General features: G+C 69.6%; 12 protein-coding genes. 8 read left to right on the top strand and 4 right to left on the bottom strand.

The window, feature by feature from the left end; all coding sequences use genetic code 11:
• Nucleotides 1–4: 4 nt before the first annotated feature.
• Nucleotides 5–1,237 (bottom strand): alpha/beta hydrolase, encoded by a 1,233-nt coding sequence (locus LI92_RS07085; RefSeq protein WP_046317464.1) that lies wholly within the window; start codon nt 1,235–1,237, stop codon nt 5–7.
• Between the two features lie 141 nt (nt 1,238–1,378).
• Here LI92_RS07085 and LI92_RS07080 point away from each other — a divergent pair, with 141 nt between their 5' ends.
• The 8 genes from LI92_RS07080 (at nt 1,379) to LI92_RS07045 (ending at nt 20,883) form a co-directional block, all read left to right on the top strand.
• Nucleotides 1,379–2,128 carry a phosphoglyceromutase gene (locus tag LI92_RS07080; protein ID WP_046317499.1) on the top strand — a complete coding sequence of 250 codons (750 nt, stop codon included), beginning with the start codon at nt 1,379–1,381 and terminating at the stop codon, nt 2,126–2,128.
• Between the two features lie 130 nt (nt 2,129–2,258).
• Nucleotides 2,259–3,428 carry a sensor histidine kinase gene (locus tag LI92_RS07075; RefSeq protein WP_046317497.1) on the top strand — a complete coding sequence of 390 codons (1,170 nt, stop codon included), beginning with the start codon at nt 2,259–2,261 and terminating at the stop codon, nt 3,426–3,428.
• A gap of 64 nt (nt 3,429–3,492) precedes the next feature.
• On the top strand, nt 3,493–4,176 hold the full coding sequence (locus tag LI92_RS07070; protein WP_046317457.1) for a winged helix-turn-helix domain-containing protein: 684 nt from the start codon (nt 3,493–3,495) through the stop codon (nt 4,174–4,176).
• A 173-nt stretch (nt 4,177–4,349) separates the two neighbouring features.
• Nucleotides 4,350–11,486 carry a type I polyketide synthase gene (locus LI92_RS07065; protein ID WP_046317455.1) on the top strand — a complete coding sequence of 2,379 codons (7,137 nt, stop codon included), beginning with the start codon at nt 4,350–4,352 and terminating at the stop codon, nt 11,484–11,486.
• Nucleotides 11,483–16,900, top strand: coding sequence for a non-ribosomal peptide synthetase (locus LI92_RS07060; RefSeq protein ID WP_046317454.1), 5,418 nt, complete (start codon nt 11,483–11,485; stop codon nt 16,898–16,900). Before LI92_RS07065 ends, LI92_RS07060 begins: the two co-directional genes overlap by 4 nt.
• 5 nt (nt 16,901–16,905) lie before the next feature.
• Complete coding sequence (locus LI92_RS07055) at nt 16,906–17,895, top strand: NAD-dependent epimerase/dehydratase family protein (protein WP_046317452.1); 990 nt, start codon at nt 16,906–16,908, stop codon at nt 17,893–17,895.
• A gap of 241 nt (nt 17,896–18,136) precedes the next feature.
• A complete protein-coding gene (locus LI92_RS07050; RefSeq protein WP_046317449.1) occupies nt 18,137–20,113 on the top strand; it encodes an ABC transporter ATP-binding protein in 1,977 nt (658 codons plus the stop codon).
• Between the two features lie 14 nt (nt 20,114–20,127).
• The gene (locus LI92_RS07045) at nt 20,128–20,883 is read left to right on the top strand and encodes an energy-coupling factor transporter transmembrane component T family protein (protein ID WP_046317495.1); all 756 of its coding nucleotides are present in this window, start codon (nt 20,128–20,130) and stop codon (nt 20,881–20,883) included.
• Here LI92_RS07045 and LI92_RS07040 read toward each other — a convergent pair.
• The 3 genes from LI92_RS07040 to LI92_RS07030 all read right to left on the bottom strand — a co-directional run.
• Nucleotides 20,857–22,365: an amidase family protein gene (locus tag LI92_RS07040; protein WP_052740726.1), complete on the bottom strand. Its 1,509-nt coding sequence runs from the start codon at nt 22,363–22,365 to the stop codon at nt 20,857–20,859. The two genes, LI92_RS07045 and LI92_RS07040, sit on opposite strands and share 27 nt — an antisense overlap.
• A gap of 90 nt (nt 22,366–22,455) precedes the next feature.
• A complete protein-coding gene (locus tag LI92_RS07035; protein ID WP_046317448.1) occupies nt 22,456–23,823 on the bottom strand; it encodes an FAD-binding oxidoreductase in 1,368 nt (455 codons plus the stop codon).
• Between the two features lie 29 nt (nt 23,824–23,852).
• The coding region (locus LI92_RS07030) for an ABC transporter permease (RefSeq protein ID WP_046317446.1) at nt 23,853–24,877 on the bottom strand (1,025 nt) is incomplete at its 5' end.

Genomic DNA, 24,877 nt, shown 5'->3' with positions numbered 1-24,877 from the left:
GTCGTCAAACCCGCTCATCGAGCAACCCCGACTGCACGATGGCCGTCTCGACGAACCGCTGCACCGGTCGAGCTTCGAAGAATCCGGTGTGCCCGCCGCGGTACCACACGATCTCCGGCTTGCCCCAGTGCTCCCACAGCCGGACCACCTGCTCGCGTGGGTGCACCACCTGGTCGGCGATGCCGGCGTAGATGAAACGGCCGCGCATCGGAACCCGGGGCTGCAGCGACAACGGCGACGTCATTCGGCCGAGCGGCTCGGCCAGCATGACCGTCTGCCAGCGCGGGTCGGTCCGGCTCAGGCCGGAGTGCCGCCCCAGCAACTGGACCATATCGGCCACCGGAACTCCCAGAATGGCGCAGGTCAGGTCGTCCTCCAGGCTCGCGACCAGAGCGGCGATGTAGCCGCCCATCGAGATGCTGTTCAGCCCGATCCGCGAGTCCGGCTCCTGCGCTCGGATCCAGCTCAGCAGACGCCGGACGTCCCAGACCCCCTGGGCGCCGGCGTGCACGTTGTCCATCACGTCCTCGCCGGGGAATGCCGCACCCCTGGGCAGGCCGCGCCCGCGCGGCCCGTGCATCGGCAGCACCGGCAGCACGATGTTCAGGCCGAACTTCTCATGCAGATGGCGCGCCCGGAACAGCCACAGGTCCAGCCCGGCATGGCCCATCTCTGCACCGTGGATGCCCACCAGCCACGGGCGTGGTTCGCGATGGCGCAGCACAAGCGCGTAGGCGCGGTCGTTGGCGGTGTAACTGCGCCACCGCTCTCGGCCCGGCTCCCCGACCAGCGGTACGTACCCGCTCTCCCAACGGATTCGGTCGTGGGATCGCCGGCGGCCGTCCCGGGCCAGCACCGTCACCTCGGTCAGCTGCGGCGGTGCGACGAAGAACTTCTCCGGCGCGTCCCGAAGGCCGCGCGCACCGTAGAAATCGATCGCAGCGGAAACCTCGGAGTTGATGCGTTCGAAGACCTCGACGTCGCCGATCGGACGGCGCCCCCGCAGGCCGAGCAGAACCACTTCGTCGCGGAAGGCCTGGGTCGCCAACGCGACGGTCGGCCGGGCGACGGGCAGGTCCTCGTTGTGCCGCCCGTCGAGGTAGTCCCGCCACATTCGCGCGTAGTACCGGCCGGTGCGCCGAAACGGCCGGATGATCGTCCCGAGCGGTTCACCGACGGGTAGACGCCTTACGGGGGCACTGTGCTCCCGAGCGGGGTGGCCCGGATCTGTTGCCACACCTCGACGCTATCGGCGCGGTCACGGAGCAGGCAGGGGCGTTGGTCCTGGCGCTGGTGTGCCAAAGGCATGCAAAACCGCCTAACCGAGGTCAGCGAGCATCGTGCGGACTCGACCGAACCGCGTGAGACACTGACGCCCATGTCTGACACTGCCACTCTGGTGCTGCTGCGCCACGGGGAAAGCGAATGGAACGCCAGCAACCAGTTCACCGGCTGGATGGACGTCAACCTGACCGACAAGGGCCGCGCGGAGGCGGTTCGCGCCGGCGAGTTGCTGGTCGAGCACGAGCTGCTGCCGGACGTGCTCTACACCTCGCTGCTGCGACGGGCGATCACCACCGCGAACCTGGCGCTGGACGCCGCGGGCCGGCACTGGATTCCGGTGCACCGCACGTGGCGGCTCAACGAGCGCCACTACGGTGCGCTGCAGGGCCTGGACAAGGCCGCCACCAAGGCCCGCTACGGCGACGATCAGTTCATGACGTGGCGGCGCAGCTACGACACCCCCCCGCCGCCGATCGAGGCCGGCAGCCGGTACAGCCAGGACACCGACCCCCGCTACGCCGACATCGGCGGCGGGCCGCTGACCGAATGCCTGGCCGATGTGGTGGCCCGCTTCCTGCCGTATTTCACCGATGTCGTGATCCCGGACCTGCGGTGCGGCAAGACGGTGCTGATCGCCGCGCACGGCAACTCCTTGCGGGCGCTGGTGAAGTACCTCGACGGAATGTCGGATGAGGAGGTGGTCGGCCTGAACATCCCCACCGGTATCCCGCTGCGCTACGACCTGGACGCCGACCTGCGGCCGAAGGTGGCCGGCGGCGTCTACCTGGACCCCGAGGCGGCGGCCGCCGGTGCGGCGGCGGTGGCCAGTCAGGGCGCCAAGTAGCGGACGTGGGCCGGTCCGGCGTGAATACGGGGTGGAGAACGGGTGAAATCTTCGCGTTGAATTCACGTTCCGCGCACGTCGGAGTCGAACGGCGGTCAACTGGGGGTTGCAGACTGCGTACGATTTGGCCGTGGCTGCGACCTCAGCGCTGACGCTCGCTGCAGCGTCGGCGATTCCTGCGTTCGTTGCGGGGGTGGCCGCCGGCGTGTGGCTAACGCCGCGGCTTGCCGAGCGGCGCCGCCGGGCCGCCACCGAACGGTCCGGGATCACCGTCGCGGAGATGTTGCAGCAGATCGTCTCGCATGCCTCTCTGGGGATTGTGGTGGTCGACTCCCACCGTGACGTGGTCTATCTCAACGAGCGCGCCACCCAGCTCGGTGTGGTGCACGGCAGGCTGCTCGACGACGAGGCCTGGGCCGCGGCCCAACGTGCACTGGCCGGGGAGGAAGAGGTCGTCTTCGACCTGTCGGTGGCAAAACGGGCTCCCGGTGCCACCCGGGCGGACCTGTCGGCGGTGCGCGGTTACGCGCGGCTGCTCTCGCAGGAGGACCGCCGGTTCGCGGTGGTGATCGTCGACGACCAGTCCGAGCAGGCCCGGATGGAAGCCAGCCGCCGCGACTTCGTCGCCAATGTCAGCCATGAACTCAAGACCCCGGTGGGGGCCATGGGCCTGCTCGCCGAGGCGTTGCTGGCCTCGGCCGATGACCCCGAGGCGGTTCGGCCGTTCGCGGAGCGGGGGCTGATGGAGGCGAACCGGCTGGCCAGCATGATCGGTGAGCTGATCGAGCTGTCCCGGCTCCAGGGCGCTGACCCGTTACCGAATCTGGGCGCCGTCGATGTCGACGCGGTGGTCAACGAGGCGATCTCCCGGCACAAGGTGGCCGCTGACAACGCCGAGATCACGATCACCACCGACGCCCCGAGTGGCTTTCGGGTGCTCGGCGACGAACCGCTGCTGGTCACCGCGCTGGCCAACCTGGTGTCCAACGCGATCGCCTACTCACCGCACGGTTCCCCGGTCTCGATCAGCCGGCGCCGCCGGGACGGCTTCATCGAGATCGCCGTGACCGACCGAGGAATCGGTATTGCGCCCAAGGATCAGCTTCGGGTGTTCGAACGGTTCTTCCGCAGCGACAAGGCGCGCTCGCGGGCCACCGGTGGCAGCGGGCTGGGGTTGGCGATCGTCAAACACGTCGCGGCCAACCACAACGGCACCATCACGCTGTGGAGCCAGCCGGGCACCGGATCGACGTTTACCTTGGCGATTCCCGAATACCAGGGCAGTGTGGACCACGAGTAGAAGGAGTAGTCATGACCCCCGCTGTCGACCGCCTCGAGCGCAGCGATGAACAGGAGCACTGCCGATGACACACGTCTTGATCGTCGAAGACGAGGAATCACTGGCCGATCCGCTGGCATTCCTGCTGCGTAAAGAGGGTTTTGAGGCAACCGTGGTGGGCGACGGGGCCGCGGCCCTGGCCGAATTCGAGCGGATCGGCGCCGACATCGTGCTGCTGGATCTCATGCTTCCCGGGATGTCGGGTACCGACGTGTGCAAGCAACTGCGTGCGCGTTCCAGCGTCCCGGTGATTATGGTCACGGCCCGTGACAGCGAAATCGACAAGGTCGTGGGCCTGGAACTGGGTGCCGACGACTATGTGACCAAGCCCTATTCGGCCCGCGAACTGATCGCGCGGATCCGTGCGGTGCTGCGCCGCGGCGGCGACGACGAAAGCGGCGTCGGGGAGGGTGTCCTGGAATCCGGCCCGGTGCGCATGGACGTCGAGCGGCATGTGGTGATGGTCAACGGCCAGCAGATCACCTTGCCACTCAAAGAGTTCGACCTGCTCGAATATCTGATGCGCAACACAGGTCGCGTGCTGACTCGCGGCCAGCTGATCGACCGGGTCTGGGGCGCCGACTACGTGGGCGACACCAAGACGCTGGATGTCCACGTCAAACGACTTCGGTCCAAGATCGAGGCCGATCCTGCCAACCCGGTGCACCTGGTTACCGTTCGCGGCCTGGGTTACAAGCTCGAGGGCTGAACCAGCATCTATTGCGTCCGCAGGGGCTCCGACTTGCTCAGCGGGGCTCTCGTCGCCGAAGATCACGGGGCTGGACGTCCGGCTTCTTAAGGTAACCTTAATCCAGGTTGGCTACGGAAGCTTTGGGCCCCATCTAGAACCCATCTTCGTCAGGGATACGGGAGACGCGATCGATGAGCGGGCCGGACGACACGGTGCAACCTTTGCGCACGCTGGTGGACTTGCTGACGCAACGCGCGCAGCAGCGCGGCGACCAGCTGGCCTTTTCCTTCTCGCGGGACGGCGACGAGCACGAGGTCAGCCGGATCACCTACCGGGAGCTGGACCGCCGCGCCCGTCAGATCGCGGTGGACCTGCACGGCAACGGTGCCACCGGGGAGCGCGTTCTGGTGTTGTGTCCCCCGGGCCTGGACTTCATCGCCAGCTTCTTCGGCTGCCTGTACGCCGGGGCCATCGCGATCCCGGTGCATCCGCCCATGCGCGAGCACCTGCTGCCGCGCGTGGAGTCGATCATCGCCGACGTCGAGCCGGGCTTCGCGCTCACCACCAGCGAGATCGAGCCCAAGATCAAGCCCGCGATCGACGGCCTGCCGGGTGGGCCGGCGCTGCGCTGGTCGCTTACCGACGACACTGCTGCGGGCAGTGAAGCCGCCTGGGTGCCGCCGCGGATCGACGGCGAGAGCATCGCGATGCTGCAGTACACCTCCGGGTCGACGAGCGCGCCCAAGGGCGTCGTGCTGACCCACGGGAACCTGGTGCACAACCTGGTGACCATCGCCGAAGCCTGGGGCGCCAGCACCGACATGCAGGCCACCGGTGTGTTCTGGCTGCCGCCGTACCACGACATGGGGCTCATCGGGGGCTTGCTGGAGACGTTGTATGTGGCCGGCAACTCGATCCTGATGCCGCCGACGGCGTTCATCAAGCGGCCGATGCGCTGGCTGGAGGCGATCTCCCGGCATCGCGCCATGATCACCGCCGCGCCGAACTTCGCCTTCGACCTGTGTGTCGAGCTGAGCACACCGCAGGAACGAGCCGCGCTGGACCTGTCGCATTGGACCGTGGCGCTCTGCGGGGCGGAACCGGTGCGCACCGCCACCCTGGACAGCTTCGCGGAGCTGTTCGCGCCGGCCGGCTTCCGGGCGGAATCGTTCTACCCGGTCTACGGGCTGGCGGAGGGCACCCTGCTGGTCTCCGGCGGATCGGACCTGCCGGTGCCGATGGTGCAGCACGTCGACCGGGTCGCCCTCGGCGACAACCGGGTGATCGGTGTCGCGGCCGAGGACCCCAACGTGGCGACCATGGTGGGCTGCGGCAAGCCGCGTGGCGGTCAGCGGGTGATCATCGTCGACCCCGAGACCCGCCTGGAATGCGCCGGCGACCGGGTCGGCGAGATCTGGGTGTCGGGCGGCAGCGTCGCGCACGGTTACTGGGGCGCCCCCGAACTGTCCGCCGAGACCTTCGGCGCCACGCTGGCCGACACCGGCGAGGGGCCGTTCCTGCGCACCGGTGATCTGGGCTTCCTGCACTCCGGGGAGCTGTTCGTCACCGGCCGCCGCAAGGATCTGATCATCATCCGCGGCACCAATCACTACCCCAACGACATCGAGCTGACCGTTCAGAACACCAACCCGGCGCTGCTGCGCGGTCGGGGCGCGGTGTTCTCGGTCGCTCCGGAGCCGGGTGCGGCGGAGCAGCTGGTCGTGGTCCAGGAGGTGGACCCGAGCAGGATCAGCGGCGATCAGGCCGACGAGGCCATGCGGGCCATCCGCACCGCGGTCACCGAGAACCACTCGGTGCGCACGCATGCTGTCGTGCTGGTCCAGCCGTTGCAGCTGCCCACAACCTCCAGCGGCAAGATCCAGCGCAGCGCGTGCAAGCAGCGGTATCTCGACGGTGAACTGCCGGTGGTGGCGCAATGGCCCTCGGCAGCCGATGCCCAGGCCCAGCCCGCCTCACAGCCGGCCCCGGCCGCGCAGAGCTCGTCGGGCACCCCGGGAGCCGCGGAGATCAGCGCCTGGCTCATCGAGCGGCTGGCCCAGGATCTCGAGCTGCCGGTAGCCGAGATCGACCCCGCCAAGCCTTTCGCCTTCTACGGCCTGGACTCCATCCACGCGGTCCGGCTCTCCAGCGCCCTCGAGAAGTGGTTGGGCTGCGAGCTGGTTCCCACCATCGCCTACGAATACCCGTCGATCGATCTGCTGTCGGCGCATCTGGCGCGCATCGCGGCAGAATCCCCGACGGCTCCGGCGGCGGGGGCCGCCGCCGAACGCCCTGAGCGGCCGGCGCCCGACGAGCCCATCGCCATCGTGGGCATCGGCTGCCGGTTCCCCGGCGCCGACGGCCCCGAGGGCTTCTGGCGGCTGCTGTCCGGCGGGGTCGACGCCACCAGTGACGTCCCGGCCGACCGATGGGACGCCGACGCCTTCTACAACCCCGACCCGTCGGTGCCGGGCACCGCGGTCACGCGGCGCGGCGGCTTCCTGGGTCAGGTCGACCAGTTCGACTTCCAGTTCTTCGGGATCTCACCGCGCGAATCGGCGCAGATGGACCCACAGCAGCGGCTGCTGCTCGAGGTGGCGTGGGAGGCGCTGGAGGACGCCGGTCAGGTGCCGGATCAGCTGGCCGGCAGCCGCACCGGCGTGTTCGTCGGCATCTCCACCAACGACTACGGCTTCCTGCGGCTGGGACAGCCGCAGCTCGTCGACGCCTACACCGGCACCGGCAACGCGCTGAGCATCGCCGCCAACCGGCTGTCCTACACGTTCGACTTCCACGGCCCCAGCATGTCGGTCGACACCGCCTGTTCGTCCTCGCTGGTCGCGGTCGACCTGGCGTGCCGCAGCCTGCGCGACGGCGAATGCACCATGGCGCTGGCCGCCGGAGTGAATGTGATCCTGTCGCCGGCGCTGGCGATCAACTTCAGCAAGGCCCGGGTGATGGCGCCCGACGGCCGCTGCAAGACCTTCGACGCCGACGCCGACGGCTATGTCCGCGGCGAGGGCGCCGGGGTGGTGGTGCTCAAACCGCTCAGCCGGGCATTGGAGGACAACGACCCGGTGTACGCGGTGATCCGCGGCAGCGCCACCAATTCCGACGGCCGGACCAACGGCTTGATCGCACCCAGCGGGCGCGCGCAGGAGGACGTGCTCACCGAGGCGTTCCACCGGGCCGGTCTTCCGGTCAGCGCCGCGCAGTACATCGAGGCGCACGGCACCGGAACGGCGATCGGCGACGCCATCGAGGCCAACGCCCTGGGCACGGTTCTGGCCGAAGGCCGGCCGGCGGGCAGCCGCTGTCTGGTCGGCTCGGTCAAGACCAACATCGGCCACCTGGAGGCGGCGGCCGGCATCGCCGGCCTGATCAAGGTGGCGCTGTCGTTGCAGCACCGCGCGATCCCGGCCAGCTTGAACTACACCGAGCCCAACCCGCACATCCTGTTCGACAGCCTGCCGCTGGAGGTGGCGCAGAGCCTGACCCCGTGGCCGGCGGCCAGCCGCGCGGTGGCCGGCGTCAGCTCGTTCGGGTTCGGCGGCACCAACGCCCACGTCGTATTGACCGAAGCCCCGCAAGCCCGCAGCAGCCACCCCGACGACGGCGCGGCGCCGCGCACCGAGCTGCTGGCCCTGTCCGCACGCTCGCCCGAAGCGCTGACCGCGCTGGTCGGCGAGTACGAGATGGCCCTTTTCTCCGGCGGCCTGGTGGGCGGCAGCGCCCTGACCGACCTCTGCTACACCGCCGGGGCCCGGCGCGGCCACCACGACTACCGGCTCGCGGTGGTCGGTGACACTCCGGCGGCGATATTCGAGTCGCTGTCGGCCTACCGGCTCGGTGAATCGCGCCCGGGATTGGCGGTGGGGCACTGTGCGCGCAGCCGGCCCGGCCCGGGGGTGACGTTCGTGTTCTCCGGACAGGGCTCGCAGTGGCACGGCATGGCGCTTCGACTGCAGTCCCAAGAGCCGGTGTTCGCCGAGGCGCTGGCGGCCTGTGACGACGCGCTGTTCCCGCACCTGGGGCATTCCATCCTCAAGGAGCTGGCCGCCCAGGACGGTCCGCAGGACCGTTGCAAGCTCTCCGACATCGGGATTCTGCAGCCGACCATCTTCGCGATTCAGGTCGCACTGGCGGCGCTGTGGCGGTCGTGGGGTGTCGAGCCGGCGGCTGTGGTGGGGCACAGCCTCGGCGAGGCCGCGGCTGCTCACGTCGCGGGCGCGCTGAGCCTGGATGACGCGGCCCGGGTGATCTGCGCGCGGGCCCGGATGCTGCGCGGCGTCCGCGGGCGCGGGGCGATGATGGTCACCGAAACCACCATGGCCGAGGCACAGGATCTGATCGCCGGCCACGAGACCGAGGTGGCCGTCGCCGCGAGCAACAGTTACCGGTCGACGGTGCTCGCCGGCGACCGCACGGTGCTCGAACAGTTGATGGCCAAACTCCAGCAGCGCGACCGGTTCTGCCGGTGGATCGAGGTCGACGTCGCCTCGCACAGTCCGCAGATGGAGGCTCTCGGCGCCGGGCTGCGCGGCAGCCTGGTGAAGCTGAAGCCGACCGCCCCGAGCGTGCCGATGTATTCGACGGTCACCGGCGAACTGGTGGGCGACAAACTGCTGGACGCCGACTACTGGGTGGCGAACCTGTGCTCGCCGGTCCGGTTCTCGCCGGCGCTGCGGCGGCTGCTCGAAACCGGGCACAACACGTTCGTCGAGCTCAGCCCGCATCCCATCCTGCTGACGGCGGCCCGCGAAGATGCCGAGCATCTGCATCGCAGCGCCACGCTGCTGCCCTCGATGCGCCGCGACGACGAGGGCCGGGCGACCATGCTCGGTTCCCTGGGCACGCTCTACACCATGGGGCAGCGGGTGGCCTGGGAACAGATCTATCCCGCCGGCAGCCGCTGTGTGCCTGCCCCGACCTACCCCTGGCAGCGGGTGCATTCCTGGCTCAACGCCGGCTCGATCGCGGCGCCGCGGCACAGCGCCGCGGGGGCGCCCGGCGGCGGTGGCTGGCGCGGACCGATCAGGTCGGCGGCGCAGCCCGAAACCGTGCTGGCCGAGGTCGACATCACCGGTCCGGCCGCTCTGTCGGCCGACGGCCTGCGCGAGTTGGCGCTGACTGCGGCTGAAGTCGCCTTCGGCCCCGGCGACCGTTCGGTTGCCGAGCTGAACCTCGGTGCCCCGGGCCAGGGCCCTACGGTGCAGTTCGCGCTGACCGGAGACAGCTTCGAGTGCTACGTCTGCGACCACACCGGAACGCAGTGGTCGCTGCTGGCCACCGGAACCCTGGCCGCCGGGGCGTCGCCCGCGCCGGCCGTCAGCACCGCTCCCACAGACCCGCGGGCCCGCAGCTACCAGATGCGTTGGCAGCCGGCGTCATTGGCGACCGGCGCCGAACCCCGGCCCCAGGGTGCCGGGAGCTGGCTGATCCTGTCCGACGGTCCGGTCGCCGACATCCTGCGCGACTACCTCGAGGCGCAGTCGCAGTCGTGCGTGCTGGTCGAACCGGTTGTCGGACTCGCCGAGATCGAACGGATCTCCGCCGACAGTTACCGCATCGACCCGGCCCGCCCCGAACATTTCGGGGAGCTGCTGCGCGCCGCGTTCGGCGGTGACCGCCCGCCGTGCCGGGGCGTGGTGCACCTGTGGAACGTGCTGGACGCAGCACCTGCCGACACCACCGACGAGTCGCTACAGACGGCGATCACGCTCGGATCGCTGAGCGTCGTCCACCTGATCCAGGCGCTGACGCGCACCGGCTGGCCGGAATCGCCGCGGCTGTGGCTGGTGACCCGCGGGGCGCAGCCGGCGGGGGAGGACGACGCCGAAACGGGGGCGCTGTCGGTAGGCCAGGCACCGGTCTGGGGGCTGGGCCGCAGTATCGACCACGAACACCCCGAGCTGCGGGCCACCGGCGTCGATCTGTCCGCCGCCGGCGGTCCCGAAGAGCTGCGGGGCCTGCTCGGCGAGATCTGGTCGGACAACCCCGAGACAGATGTCGCCCTGCGCGGTCACCGCCGCTATGTCGCCCGGCTGGAGCCCTACACCGCGCCGACGGCACAGACCGGCGAGGTCGCGCTGCGTGTTGACGCGACCTACCTGGTCACCGGCGGTCTCGGCGCAGTCGGTGGCACAGTGGCCCGCTGGCTGGTCGAGCGCGGTGCCCGCCACCTGGTTCTGATGGGCCGTAGCGCACCGTCACCGGCCGCGCAGGCGGCCCTGGACGGCCTGCGCGCCGCCGGTGCGCACGTCACGGTCACTCAGGGCGACGTCACCAAGCCGCAGGATGTAGCCGCGGCGCTGGCCGTCATCGCCGACTCGATGCCGCCGCTGCGTGGTGTGGTGCATGCCGCCGGAACTGTCGACGACGCGATTCTGGCGCGCCTGGACGCGGAAAAACTGCGTTCGGTGACGGCCCCCAAGGTGCAGGGTGCCTGGAACCTGCACCCCCTCACCGCCGGCGCGGAGCTCGACTTCTTCGTGATGTTCTCCTCGGCGGCCTCGGTTCTGGGATCACCCGGTGCGGCCAACTACGGCGCCGCGAACGCCTTCCTGGACGCGCTTTCCTGGCAGCGCCGGGCGGCCGGCCAGCCGGCGCTGAGCATCAACTTCGGCCCGTGGGCCGGGCTGGGCATGTTCACCAACTCCGAGCTGCACCGGCACTTCGCCCACTACGGCGTCGAAGGAATGCCGGCGGAACAGTATTTGGCTGCTCTGACGGCGCTGCTGGCAGACGGCGCCACCCAGGCGATGGTGCTCGACATCGACTGGGCGCGGTGGCGCCCCAGCGCGAGGTCGCCGCTGTTGCGGGAACTGCAGGACGCGGGCGCGGCGGGCGGTGCGGAATCCGACAGCGGTCTGTTCGCCGCGGTTGCGGCGGCCGGTCCGCAGGAGCGTCAGCAGCTGCTGGAGACCTACCTGCGCGACCTGGTCGCCGGAAAGCTGGGTCTGGCACCGACTGGACTGGACGTGAGCGCACCGTTGAACAGTCTCGGGGTGGATTCGCTGATCACGCTGGAACTGCGCATCCAAGTGGAGCGGGAACTCGGTATCGTCGTTCCGGTTGCCCGGCTGCTGGACGGGCCGAGCGTGGTCAGCCTGTCCAGCTGGCTCGCCGAGCAACTGGCAGCGGCGCCGGTCCCGGTGGTGGCCGCCGAGACCGCCGTGGCGCCGGGTGGAGCCGAGGTTGCCTCACCGGAGATGGAGCTGCTGGCGCAGGTCACCGAGCTGTCCGACGAAGCGGTGGATGCGTTGCTGGCCAAGATGATGGCCGAAGACGAGCAAGCCGAACAGGTCAAAGACGGAGGTAGCGCGTGACGGACCATCCGGACGTGCCCGCCGACCTCGCCGGCCTCTCCCCGGAGAAAAAGCGTGAGCTGCTGGCCCAGCTGCTGCTGGCCAAGGCCAAGGACGCGGCGTCCGAGCACGAGCTGTCCTACGGGCAGCGCTCGATGTGGTTCATGCACCGCCTGGCGCCGGACAGCGCGGCATACACGGTGGCCTACGCCGGGCGCGTGCACGGCGACCTGGACATGGCGGCCCTGCAGCGCGCCGCGCAGGCACTGGTGGACCGGCACCCGATGCTGCGGACCACCTACACCGAGCGCGACGGCCATCCGCTTGCCCTGGTGCACCCGCGCTGGCCCCTGCGTATCGCCGTTCACCAGACCGGTTCGGACCCGAGTGAACTCGACCGGTGGGTCCAGACCGAGATCAATCGGCCGTTCGATCTGCGTACCGGCCCGGTGCTGCGACTGACGGTGCTGCAGCGGCCGGATGACCACGTGTTGCTGCTGACGGTGCACCACATCGCCGTCGACTTCTGGTCCATCGACGTGATCCTCGACGAGCTGCGGGTGCTCTACGCCGCCGAACAGGGCGCACAGTACTCGACTCCGCCGGGGCCACCCGCGGACCGCTACGTCGACTTCGCCGCGCAGCAGGCCCGGATGCTGGCCGGACCTGAGGGCGAGCGGCTGTGGGAGTACTGGCGCGAGACGCTCGCCGGCGACCTGCCGACCTTGGCGCTGAGCACTGACCGGCCCCGTCCGGCGGTGCAGACCTATGACGGCGCGCTGCACCGATTCAGCATCGACGCCGCCGTCACCGCCGGTGTCAAGGAGTTGGCGCGGACTGCCGGGGTGACGCCCTACATGGCGTTGCTGGCCGCCTATGCGGTGCTGCTGCAGCGCTACAGCGGCCAGGACGACCTGGTGATCGGGTCGCCGTTCGCCTGCCGCGACCGGGCCGGTCTGATGGGCATGGTCGGCTACGTGACCAACCCGCTGCCGCTGCGCGTCGACTTAAGCGACGACCCAAGCTTTTCCGCGCTGCTCGGTCAGGTCAAGGACACCGTGCTCGGCGCCATCGGCCACCAGGAGTACCCGCTGCCGCTGCTCGTCGAACGGTTGCGGCCGGTGCGCGACGCCGCACGCACGCCGTTGTTCCAGGTGTCGTTCGCCTGGCAGCAGGTCCGGTTGTTCGACGAGAGCTCTGCCGACGCCCTTCAGCTGGAGACCCTCTACATCGGCCAGGGCGGCTCGCCGTTCGACATCACCATGCAGGTCGGAGAGCAGGGCGACCAGCTGCAGGTGGCGCTGCAGTACAACACCGACCTGTTCGACGCCTCGACCATCGACGCGATGGGACAGCATTTCTCGCTGCTGTTGTCCGGCCTGGTGCAGCCGGGGGCAGCCGAGGCGCCCCTGTCGCAGCTGTCGCTGCTCACCGATGCCGAGCGCGCCACCCTGCGGGCCTGGAACGACACCGCGGTCGAGTACCCGTCGGCCCCGCCGTGCCTGCACGAGATGGTCGCTGCGGTCGCCGCGCGCACGCCGGATGCCGTAGCGGTCAGCTACGACGGCCGCGACCTCAGTTACGGCGAATTGGATCGGCGGGCCAACGGCCTGGCGCATCGGTTGCGGCAGTTCGGGGTCGGAGCCGGGCCGGGACCGGCCGTGGTTCCGGTGCTGCTGGAGCGCTCCGAGGACCTGGTGATCGCCCTGCTCGGGGTGCTGAAGGCCGGTGGCGTCTTCCTGCCGTTGGATCCCGCCCAGCCCACCGGCCGGATGGAAGCGATGCTCGCCGACATTCCGGAGGCTCCGGTATGTGTGACGCACCGTGCGCATCTGCCGCATGTCCCAACCGCTTTCACCGGCGCACGGCTGTGCCTGGACCAGCCGTCCACGGCGCCCGCCGAAGAGGCGGCCGCGCCCGAGACGAGCACGACGTCGGCGGACCTGGCCTACCTGATGTACACGTCCGGTTCCACCGGAGCACCGAAGGGGGCGCTGAACACCCACGCCGGCATCCGCAACCGACTGCTGTGGATGCAGGACGCCTACGCGCTGACCGAACAGGACCGGGTGCTGCACAAGACCCCGATCAACTTCGACCCGTTCGTCTGGGAGATCTTCTGGCCGTTGACGGTCGGCGCCCGCGTGGTGGTCGCCAAGCCAGAAGGGCACAAGGACGCCGCCTACCTGGCCCGCACTATCGTCGAGCAGCGCGTCACCACAATGCATTTCGTGCCGTCGATGCTGCGCCGCTTCCTCGCCGCGCCGGAATCGGCCGCCTGTGGCGGCCTGCGCAAGGTGTTCTGCAGCGGCGAGGCGCTCACCGCGGATCTGCGCGATGCGTTCTTCGAGGCACTGCCCGCCGAGCTGTACAACCTTTACGGCCCAACCGAGGCCGCCATCGATGTCACCCATTTCCATTGTGTGCGCGGGGATTCCGACCCCGTCATTCCGATCGGTCGGCCGATCGCCAACATCGCGATCCATCTGTTGGACGCGGCGGGAAACCCGGTTCCGGTGGGAGTGCCCGGTGAACTGCACATCGGCGGGGTGGGCGTCGCCCGCGGTTACCTGAACAGGCCCGAGGCCACGGCAGCGGCGTTTCGCGCCGACCCGTTCGTGGCTCAGCCCGCCGAGGGCGCTCCGGCGCCGCTGCTCTACCGCACCGGCGACCTGGCCCGGTATCGGCGCGACGGCAACATCGAGTACCTGGGCCGGCGTGACGACCAGGTGAAGATCAACGGCTTCCGGATCGAGCTCGGTGAGGTGGAGGCCGCGCTGGCGCGCCACCCGGGGATCGCCGAGAACGCTGTGGTGGCCCGTAAAGACGCGGCCGGCAACAACCAGCTGATCGCATACATCGTGCCGGTCGCGGCTGCCCCCGCCACCGCCGAGCTGCGTCGGTTCCTGCTGGAACTGGTGCCGGCGGCGATGGTGCCCGCGGTCTTCCGCACCACCGACCTGCTGCCGTTGTCGGCCAGCGGCAAGGTGGACCGCCGGGCGCTGCTCGCGCGCGACAAAGACCTCGACGCCGCACCTGCAGAATTCGTCGCCCCGCGCGACGCGACCGAAGAGGCCCTGGCCGCGATCTGGCGCGAGGTGCTCGAGGTGGACCGGGTCGGTGTCACCGACGACTTCTTCGCCCTCGGGGGCGCCTCCACCCAGGCCCTGGAGGTCGCGGTCCGGGTCGGGGAGCTGGGGCTGGAACTGCGGCCCGAGTCGCTGTTCGTCTACGGCACCATTGCCGAGCTGGCCGAGGCATTCGGCCCGATCGGTGGCGCGGACACGACCACGGCGGCACCCGAGCAGGACCCGGAACCGGCGAGCGCCACGGCCGCTGCCGTCGCCGCGCCCCGGCCCGAACCCGCAGTCGCCGTGCCGGCGCCCCAGCAGGCACCGGTGCCGGCGCGCAGCGTTCCGGGACGCAACGTGGTGATCGAGAGCCTCGGTGTGTACCTGCCGCCCCGGGCGGTCTCGACCGAACAGGTACTCGCGGACTGCGTCAACGAGGTGAAGATCCCGCTGGAGCGGCTCACCGGCATCAAGAGCCGGCGGATGGCCGGCCAAGACGAATTCTCGATCGACTTGGGCCGCAAGGCGATCGGTGACTGCCTGTCCCGATCAAGCTACGCCCCCGAAGAGATCGACCTGGTGATCGCCTGCAACATCTCGCGTTGCGACGGCCCGGAGCACATGTTCACCTTCGAGCCGAGCACCGCTTCGCAGCTGCGCGACCAACTGGGGCTGGCCAACGCCGTCTGCTTCGACATCAACAACGCCTGCGCAGGCATGTTCACCGGCGTCAGCGTGGCCCAGGACTTTCTCAAGACCGGCCTGGTGCGCAACGCCCTGATCGTCAGCGGCGAATACATCAGCCACATCACCGAAACCGCGCAGCAGGAGATCGAAGGGGCGATGGACCCGCGGCTGGCCTGCCTGACGGTGGGCGATGCCGGTGCGGCGGTGGTGCTCGAACTCGGGCCCAACGAACGGGTCGGTTTCCATGAGTTGGACCTGGCCACCTACAGCGAATTCGCGAAGTTGTGCATTGCCAAGGCCACTGACGGCCCGCACGGCGGCGCCATCATGGTCACCGACTCCGTCACCCAGACCGCGATCGCGGTGAAGCACTCGGTGCCCTACGTTGCTGCGGTGATGCAGCGGCACGGATGGCGTCCCGAGACCGCCGATCAGCTGCTCATGCATCAGACGTCCGAGGCGTCCATCAACGACGCCATCTTGACCATCAACCGGGTGTTCGGCGCCGGTGCGGCAACCCGCGCCAACACCATCTGCAACCTCGCCGAGCGGGGAAATACAGCCACCACAACCCATTTCGTTGCGCTGTATGACTACATCAACGCAGGTCGGCTCAACTCCGGCGACAACGTGGTGCTGTCCATCACCGGCTCGGGCCAGACCATCGGCAGCGGGCTCTACACCTTTGACGACCTGCCCGATCGGATGCGCCGCGCCGGCACCGGCCAGTCCGGCCGGGGCCCGCGCCCGGGCCGTTCCGCCGGTGGCCGTCGGGACCTTCCGGCGACCCCGCGGGTGCGCATCGAGGGCATCGGCACCGCCCCGGCGGCGGGTACGCCCAGCTCCATCCAGTTCGCCGTCGACGCGGCCCGCGCCTGCCTGCAGGACAGCGGCGTCGAGCGGACCGAGGTCGGCCTGGTGATTCACGCCGGCATCTACCGGGATGACTTCCTCAGCGAGCCGGCGGTCGCCACCCTGGTCGCCGGCGAAGTCGGGATCAACGCCGAGCCGGAGTCCGCGGACGCGGCGAAGACTTTCGCGTTCGACGTCCTCAACGGGGCGGTCGGCTTCCTCAACGGCTGCCACATCGCGGCCGGCATGATCGGCGCCGGCCGGACCGCGCACGCCATGGTGCTGGCCTCCGAAGTGGAGAACAACACCCCGGACAGCGGCTACGCGCGCAACGGCATCGCCGAGACCGGCTCGGCGATCATGCTCAGCCCCAGCCCCGGCCCGGAGGGCTTCGGCCGGTTCGTCTTCGGCCACCACCCGGAGCACCGGGCCGCCCTGGTCACCTATACCCAGGAACGCGACGGCCGGACCTGGCTGCGGGTGGACCGCGACCCGAACCTGGCCGCCATCTACGTGAGCTGCCTGCCGGGAACGGTCAAGGAGCTGTTGATGCTGGAGGGTCTGGAGCCCGCGGACATCGCAGTGGTGCTCCCGCCCTATCTGCCCGGAGCTGCCCTCGACGAGCTGGCCGCGCATATCGGTGTGGACAGGTCGCGGTTCCTCGATCTGCAGGCGCACGGTCAGACCGCTGACCCGTTCACCTCGACCCTGCCCTACCAGATCTCCGAGGCCCGGCGGCGCGGGCTGGTCAAGCCCGGGGACGTGGCGCTGATCATGGCGGTCGGCTCGGGTGTCGAGGTCGGTTGCACGACCTACCGGTTCTGATCGGCATGCGCGCATTCGTCACCGGGGGAACCGGTTTCGTCGGCTCGAACCTGGTGGCCGCGCTGCTGCGGCGCGGCATCGAGGTGCGGGTGCTGCGGCGCTCGAGTTCGCCGATGGCCGCCCTGGCGGGCTTGGACTGCGAAACCCGGGTTGGCGACGTCAACGACGGTGTCGACGCCCTGACTGAGGCGATGGCCGACTGCGACTGGGTGTTCCACACCGCCGCGATCTCGGACTACTGGCGTTACCGAACCCAGACCCGGCTCTACCGCACCAATGTCGATGGCACGCGCGACATGGCGACTGCCGCTGCACGGGCCGGGGTGAAGCGATTTGTCTTCACCAGTTCTCTTGCAGCACTGGGTGTCCCGGAGCGTGGCCGTCAGCTGGTCGAGTCCGACGAATTCAATATCCGTCCGCGGCAGTTCCCCTACGGGCACAGCAAGCACCTGGCCGAGGCCGAACTGGGCAAGGCCGTCGCCGCAGGTCTGCCCGCGGTGATCGTCAATCCGTCGGTGGTGATCGGTCCCCGCGACGTCCACCGGATCGCCAGCGCGATGCTCGTCCAGGCCCAGCAGGGCCGGTTGTGGTTCGCCGCTCCCGGCGGCACCAACTTCGTCTCGGTCGATGACGTGGTAGCCGGGCATATCGCCGCCGCGGAGCGGGGCCGGATCGGCCAACGGTACATCCTCGGCGGGGAGAACCTTTTGTTCCGTGAGGTTTTCGGTGCCGCCAACGAGCTCTTCGGCCGGCGCCCACCGTCGGTGGTGCTGCCGCGCTGGCTGCTTCCGGTGGCAGCGGCCGGGGTCAGCGTCGCCCGGACCGTCGTGGGCCCGCGGTTGCCGATCGATGCCCGCCAGATGCGGCTTTCCACCGCGGAGATCTACGCCGATGCCACCAAATCCCGCGCGGAGCTGGGCGTGCCGTTCACGCCGTTCACGACCGCGCTGCGCGCCGGCTACGAGTGGTACCGCGACAACGGCTATCTGGACTGACCGGGGCGCAATCCGCGTTCGACGGCTGATGCGCCGCCACCCTGGATCGGCATGCCACCTGCACCCGTTATGGACCTGAGGTTATAAAGTTCCGACCTAGTCGACTAATCGGGAAAGGTTTCTCAGCTGTGTCTCCGGGGTGCAGATCAGTGGAGCCGTTGCCGTGAGTTCACGTCGCACCTCCTCGTGGCCTGCGGCGAAGCCCGAGCGCGTCAGCACCACGGACCGGCGGCCGCGGGGCATGCAGCCGGCCGAATTGGCGCAGGCCGCCATGACTGCAGCACTGATGGCCGGCATCGCGATCGTCTCGATCGTCCTGCCGGGTGCGGTGGTGTTGGCGTGGATGGGTGCGGTGCCCATGGGCGTGCTGAGCTACCGGCACCGTCTGCGCGCCGCGGGTGCGGCGTTTGCCGTCAGTTGTCTGATCAGTTTCATGATCGCCGGTTTTGGGGCCATGGTGGCGGCGGGGACAGCGGCCTACATGGGCGTGATCACCGGCCGGGTCAGGCGCCACGGCCGCGGTGTGCCGACGCTGTTGGCCGTGGCAGCCGTGTGGGGCGTCGTGATGTCCGGAATCACCTTGGGGTTCTTCGCGGCAATGGCCCAGATGCGTGAGGTGCTCTTGAACACCCTGGCCGCCAATGCCGGCGGGCTCGCGGCGCTGCTGCACAACGTCCCGGTGCTCGGCGGGGCCGCGGCGAGCCTGGATTCCGCCATGCCGGGGTGGCGGGCGCACTGGGTCGTGTTCCTCGGAATCTCGGTCTGGCTCATCGTCGTCTTCGGCACGTCCTTCGGTTGGCGGGTGCTCGCCCCCGTCCTGCGCCGGCTCGAGGCGGTCACGGACCTCTCACCGGCGAATCTGCTGCCGTTCGCTCCCGACGAGGGCGCGCCCGGCCCGCTGCCGGTCGTCTTGACCGATGTCGGCTACCGGTACCCGGGCGCCGAACACGATGCCTTGGCCCCGATCAGCATGCGTGTCGATGTCGGCGACCATGTCGCGGTCACCGGTGCCAACGGCTCGGGGAAATCCACCCTGATGCGCATCCTGGCAGGCCTGCCGCCGACCACCGGGACCGTCGAACGACCCGCCGGCGTCGGCCTCGGCCGCGCCGGCGGTACCGCGCTGGTCTTCCAGCACCCGGAGAGTCAGGTGTTGGGTATGCGGGTCCGCGACGATGTCGTGTGGGGCCTGGCAGCCGACCGGGATGTCGACGTGGAGAGCCTGCTCGAGGAAGTGGGCATGGGCGGCATGGGGGCTCGCGACACCACCGGGCTGTCGGGCGGGGAACTGCAGCGGCTCGCGGTGGCCTCGGCGCTCGCCCGCGAGCCGGCGCTGCTGATCGCCGACGAGGTGACGACCATGGTCGACCAGGCCGGCCGGCAGCGGTTGCTGAGTGTCCTGGACGGTCTGACCGGGCATCACCGTCTGGGGCTGGTGCACATCACCCATTACCCAGCCGAAGCCGGCACCGCCGACCAGGTGGTCGCCATCGGCAACGGCGAGCGCGAAGCCGCCCGCATCGAGCCGCAACCCGGCCCCGCCCCCGAACGCGGCAGGGAGACGATTCTCGACGTTCGCGATGTGTCATTCGACTACGCCGCAGGCACGCCGTGGTCCACGCCGGTCCTGCGCAACGTCTCGTTCCGGGTGGACGCCGGCGACGGCGTCCTGCTCTACGGCGCCAACGGCTCGGGCAAGTCCACGTTGGCCTGGATCATGGCGGGGCTGCTGGAACCGTCGTCGGGCAGCTGCCTGCTCGACGGACGCCCCACCGCCGAACAGGTGGGTGCGGTCGCGTTGTGTTTCCAGGCCGCCCGGCTGCAACTGCTGCGCGGCCATGCCGGTGCTGCGGTGGCCGCGCTGGCGGGGTGGGCGGTCACCGACACCGAGCGCATCCACCGTGCACTGGCCTCGGTCGGCCTGGATGCCGCGCTGGCCGACGTGCTGATCGATCGGCTCAGCGGAGGACAGTTGCGCCGGCTGGCGCTGGCCGGACTGCTGGCGCGTTCCCCGCGCCTGCTCATCCTCGACGAACCGCTGGCCGGTCTGGACGTCGACGCCCAGGCCGATCTCATCGACCTGCTCGTCGGGATCCGCAACCAAGGGCAGACCATCGTGGTGATCTCGCACGACACCGACAGCATGGCGCGACTGTGTCCCCGCACCCTGTGTCTGGAACCCGCAACCCCGGCGAGCGTCCGAACGGAGCAGCCGTGAGCCGCCGGCCGCTGATGCTGATGCGCCCCGTGCCCGGGACCTCGCCGATTCATGCCCTCTGGGCCGGTACGAAACTTATTGCTGTACTGGCGATATCGGCAGTTCTGACGATCAAGCCGACATGGCCGGTCATCGGTCTGGTGGTGCTTCTCGTGGTGATCACCGCCGCCCTGGCCGGCATCTCGCCGCGCTGCATCCCGTCGATACCGCGCGGGATCTGGGGGATCCTCGCCGTGGGCAGCCTGCTGACGATCGCCAATGGCGGCGGCCCGCAGATCACGTTCGGGTCCCACGCCGTCGGGGTGGGCGGGTTCCTGGACTTCATGCGCATCACGGCCCTGGGGGTGGCCTTGCTCAGCCTCGGCGCGGTGACCTCATGGACGACGCATGTGGCCGATATCGCCCCGGCGGTCGCGCTGATCTTCCGGCCGTTGCGCATCGTGGGCCTGCCCGTCGAGGACTGGGCGGTCACCGCGTCGCTGGCCTTCCGGATGTTTCCGATGCTGGCCGATGAATTCCGGCTGCTCTCGGCCGCGCGCCGTCTGCAGCCGCCGCAACCGCAGAAGCTGTCGCGGCGCGCCGAACTGGTCAACCTGTCCACTGCGGCCATGGTTGTCTCGCTGCGCCGCGCGACGGAGATGGGGGAGGCCATCACCGCGCGCGGTGGCGTCGGCCGCATCGCGGCCCAGCCGCAGCCGCCCGGCTGGCGTGATGCGCTCGCGGTGGCGGTGCTGGCCGGAACGCTAGCGATCGCTGTGCTGCTCGGCTGAGCGCACCGCTGGCGCGGACGGCATACCGTCGTAGAGTCCGGCCTGCGACAGCAGCGATTCGGTGGGCGGACGACGCTGCGCCCAGGGCGCCACCGACTCGATCTCCGCGGCCAGTGAAACCAGAGTGGCTTCGTCGTTGGCCCGTGCCACCACATGCACCGCTTCGGGCAGGCCGTCGGCCGAGATCCCGGTCGGAATCGACATGGCGGGCTGACCGCTGTAGCACTGGGGAAAGGTGAACGGGATGAACTTGAGCATCCGCAGCATGGCGCGGGTCGGTCCGAGGCCCTCGAAATAGCCCACCCGCACCGGCGGAATCGCCAGCACCGGGGTCATCAGAAGGTCGAAGTCGGCGATCGGGCGCTGCGAGCGGGCGGTGATCCGGGGTTGGGCCGAGACGGCCCAGCGGGCCAGCCAATCCGGAACCAGCCTGCTGGTCCGGGCCTCGGCCTGCATACGCCGTTCCAGCAGTTCGGTTTTCGGCAGTCGCTCGACTTCGTGGGCGAAGCCGTTCATGAACAGGGCAAGCACCGCGGCGATACCCGTCACCGGATAGACGGGATCGCGCTCGATGACCTCATGGCCCAGCGACCGCAACAACTCCGCGGTCGCAAGAACCGGACGGCGGACCTCGTCACTGACCGCCACCGGGACCACCGGCTTGAACGACATCGCGATCCGCAGCCGGCGCGGCGGCGCCAGCAGCGCCTCGGTCAGCGGCGGTGCCGGCGGTGGCGAAGCGATCTCGTCGTCGGGTTCGGGGCCGGTCATTGCGTCGTGCAGCAAGGCCGCGTCGATGACGCTGCGAGCCAGCGGCCCGATGTGGTTGAGGCCGTGGAACCGGTAGGCCCGTTCCGGCGACTCCTTGGTGCTGATGCGGCCGCGCTGGCCCTTCAGTCCGACCAACCCGCAGCACGCGGCCGGAATGCGGACCGAGCCGCCGCTGTCACTGCCGGTGGCGCCGGGCACCATCCCCGCGGCGACGGCGGCCGCCGAACCACCGCTGGAGCCTCCCGGGGTGCGGTAGAGATCCCACGGGTTGCGGGTCACCCCCCAGGTCGCCGATTCGCTCACCGGGTAGGCGCCGAACTCCGACAGGTGGGTTTTGCCGATGATCACCGCGCCGGCAGAACGCAGCCGGCGCACCGCGGCGCTGTCGGTGCTGGCGGGGCCGACGTCAATCCCGGTGCCGCACATCGACGAAACGCCCGCCACGTCGGTGTCGTCTTTGATCGCGATCGGTACGCCGGCCAGCGGCAGCGCTTCCCCGGCGGCCAGCCGCTGCTCCACGCGTGCGGCTTCGGCCATCGCCCGGTCACCCAACACGGTGCGGAACACATTCAAAACCGGGTCCAGGCGGGCGATCCGGTCCAGATACAGCGCCACCAACTCGCGCGGTGAGACCTCGCGCGCACGCACCAGCTGCGCCAAACGCGCCACGCCTGCGAACACCAACTCCTCATCGTGCGCGGCAGACATCATGGCGTCCTTTCCCCCGCGGACAACAATACCCAGAATGCGGGGGCTCAACCGTGCGTCGGCGCCGGCGACACCCGAAAGAACTGCTGAGGGTTAACTCCCCGTTGCCGGCTCGATGTTGTGGTTGAGGGTGAACCGGTTGTCCGGGTCCAGCCGCGCCTTGAGATCGGCCAGGCGCCGGTATCCGGCATCGCCGAATGTGGCGCGGATGCGGTCCTGCCCCTCGTCGCCGACGAAGTTCAGGTAGGCGCTCGCCGGACCCAGCGGACGCAGGATCTCGAAGGCCTGTCCGGCCCACGCCGTGCACCGTGCGCTGTCGGCGGGATCTGTCCAGGTCGCCATCAGGTGAATGATGTAGGGGTGCTCGCGGGCGACCACGGCCGTGGACTCCGGCGGAACCCGGCTGGCGTACCCGCCGAGCCGAATCAGGTGCAGCCGGGTCTGCGCCGAGGGACGCGACCGCCCCAGCAGCGCGATGCGCCGGATCGCCTCGTCGGTGAGCTCGGTGACGAACAGCGACTTCCAGTAGTTCAGCCAGCCGTACGGCGCGGTGTAGTCCAGGGCCTGTTGCCAGGTCGAATAATCCAGCTGGTGCTGCACTGCCAGCACCGGTTTGGCCGCCACGCCGCGGACATTGAGCAGCGCGCTCAGGTCGTCGCTGCCGACCGCGTCGGTCCGTGTCGAGCAGCCCAGAACATTGACCAGTGACTGGCCCGTGGTCAGGTCGGTCGAGAAGTCCAGAATCGAGGCCAGGTGGTCGCCGGCGTTGTCCATCTGGGCGCGGAAGTGCTTGAGTGCCGCCTCCGCGTCGGTGTCGGGGTAGGACTGCACGCCGGCGACCACACCATTCACCGGGTGCAACCGCAGCACGAATTGCGCGACGACACCGAAGTTCCCGCCCCCGCCGCGCAGACCCCACAGCACGTCGGCGTTCTCGGTCTCGCTGACCGAGAGCACCTCGCCCGACGGCAGCACCAAGGTGGCGCCGATCAGGTTGTCGCAGGTCATGCCGTGGGCACGCGAGAGCCACCCGATCCCGCCACCGAGCGAGAACCCGCCGACGCCCGTCGTCGAGACCACCCCGCCCGGGCAGGCCAGCCCATGCCGGCTGGTCACCGGGTCGACGTCGCCCCAGGTGGCACCGGCGTCGACGTAGGCGATCCGCGCCTCGGGGTCCACCCGCACCCCGCGCATCAGCGTCAGATCGATGACGATGCCGCCGTCGGTGGCCGAGTGGCCGGCGACGCTGTGACCACCGCTTCGCACCGCGATCTCGGCGCCGGAGGCCACCGCGTAGCGGACCGCGGCGACGATGTCGTCCTGGGTGCGGCACTGCAGCACCACCTGCGGCCGCTTGTCGATCAGCCCGTTGAAGACCTGGCGCACCTCGTCGTAGCGGGCGTCACCGGGGTAGACGGCGTCGCCGGCGAAGCCGGGGATGGTGGGGGTGGTGACTGTCATTGCATCCTTAACTGGTCAGCGCGGTGAACTCACTCGTCGCGCAGCTCGGTCGCCGGGGTGGATCGCGTGCTCTTCCAAGCGGGAATGATCGCCGCGAAGACCGCGGCGACGGTGGCCAGTACGGCGTAGACCACCGCATCGGTCCAGGGGAACACCAGGGGAGTGATCAGGCCGACGTTGACCACGGCCGCCCGCCGCACCGCCTCGGAGATGGCGATCGAGAGCACCGCGCCGAACAGACCGCCCGCCGCACCGGCGACGACCGCCTCGATGGTGGTGATGCTGAACACCCGAACCCGGGTGGCGCCCAGCGCCTGGATCAGCGCCACTTCCCGTCGGCGCCGGATGCCGACCAGCAGCAGCGTCGACAGCACCGAGATGAAGGCGATCGCCAGCAGGCCGTACTTGAGGGTGTTCAGCGGCGTCAGGTAGCGGCCGATGGAGGCGGCGATGTCGGCGGCATAACCGTCGGTGTCGACCGCGGTCACCGGTTGGTCGAACTCCGCGGCCCTGATGTTGTCGATGACTTGGGCGGCGGTGAAGCCGGCCGCCGGGGTGGCGAAGATCAGGCCGGCGGGCTGGGGGCCGTAGATCTGTTCGGCGACGGAATAGGGCATGTAGATGCGCCGGCCGCCGTATTCGGGAGTGGCCACGATGGTGCCGATGCTCATAGCCTGAGCGTCGAGTCCGCTTCCGAATACCAGAGTGTCACCGATGTGGAGATTCTTCTCCCGCGCCAGAACGCTGCCGAGGACGACCTGATTGGCTTTCTGACTGTCCTCCGGGGATTGTCCGGCGAGCAATCCGAACGGAAATGTCGGCCGGTCCTGGGCCTGAATATGCGCCAGCGAGCCGTCTTTGAGGCTGATCTCGATTTCAGCCATCCGTTCGATCTTTTCCACCCCGGTCAGCGAGCTCAGTTTGTTGACCGTCTGGGGCGCGAATCGGGCGTCGATCGGCCCGTAGTCGGCGAACTGCGTCGTGGTGATGGCGATGCGACCGTCCGCCTGCGAGGTCGCCACCTTGGTGGCCCCGATGTGGATCGCCACCAGGA

The sequence above is a fragment of the Mycobacterium sp. UM_Kg1 genome (genome assembly GCF_000972925.1).
GTDB lineage: Bacteria > Actinomycetota > Actinomycetes > Mycobacteriales > Mycobacteriaceae > Mycobacterium > Mycobacterium hiberniae.
The sequence above is the reverse complement of the archived record's forward strand: the minus strand, read 5'-3'. Positions and strand labels throughout refer to the sequence as shown.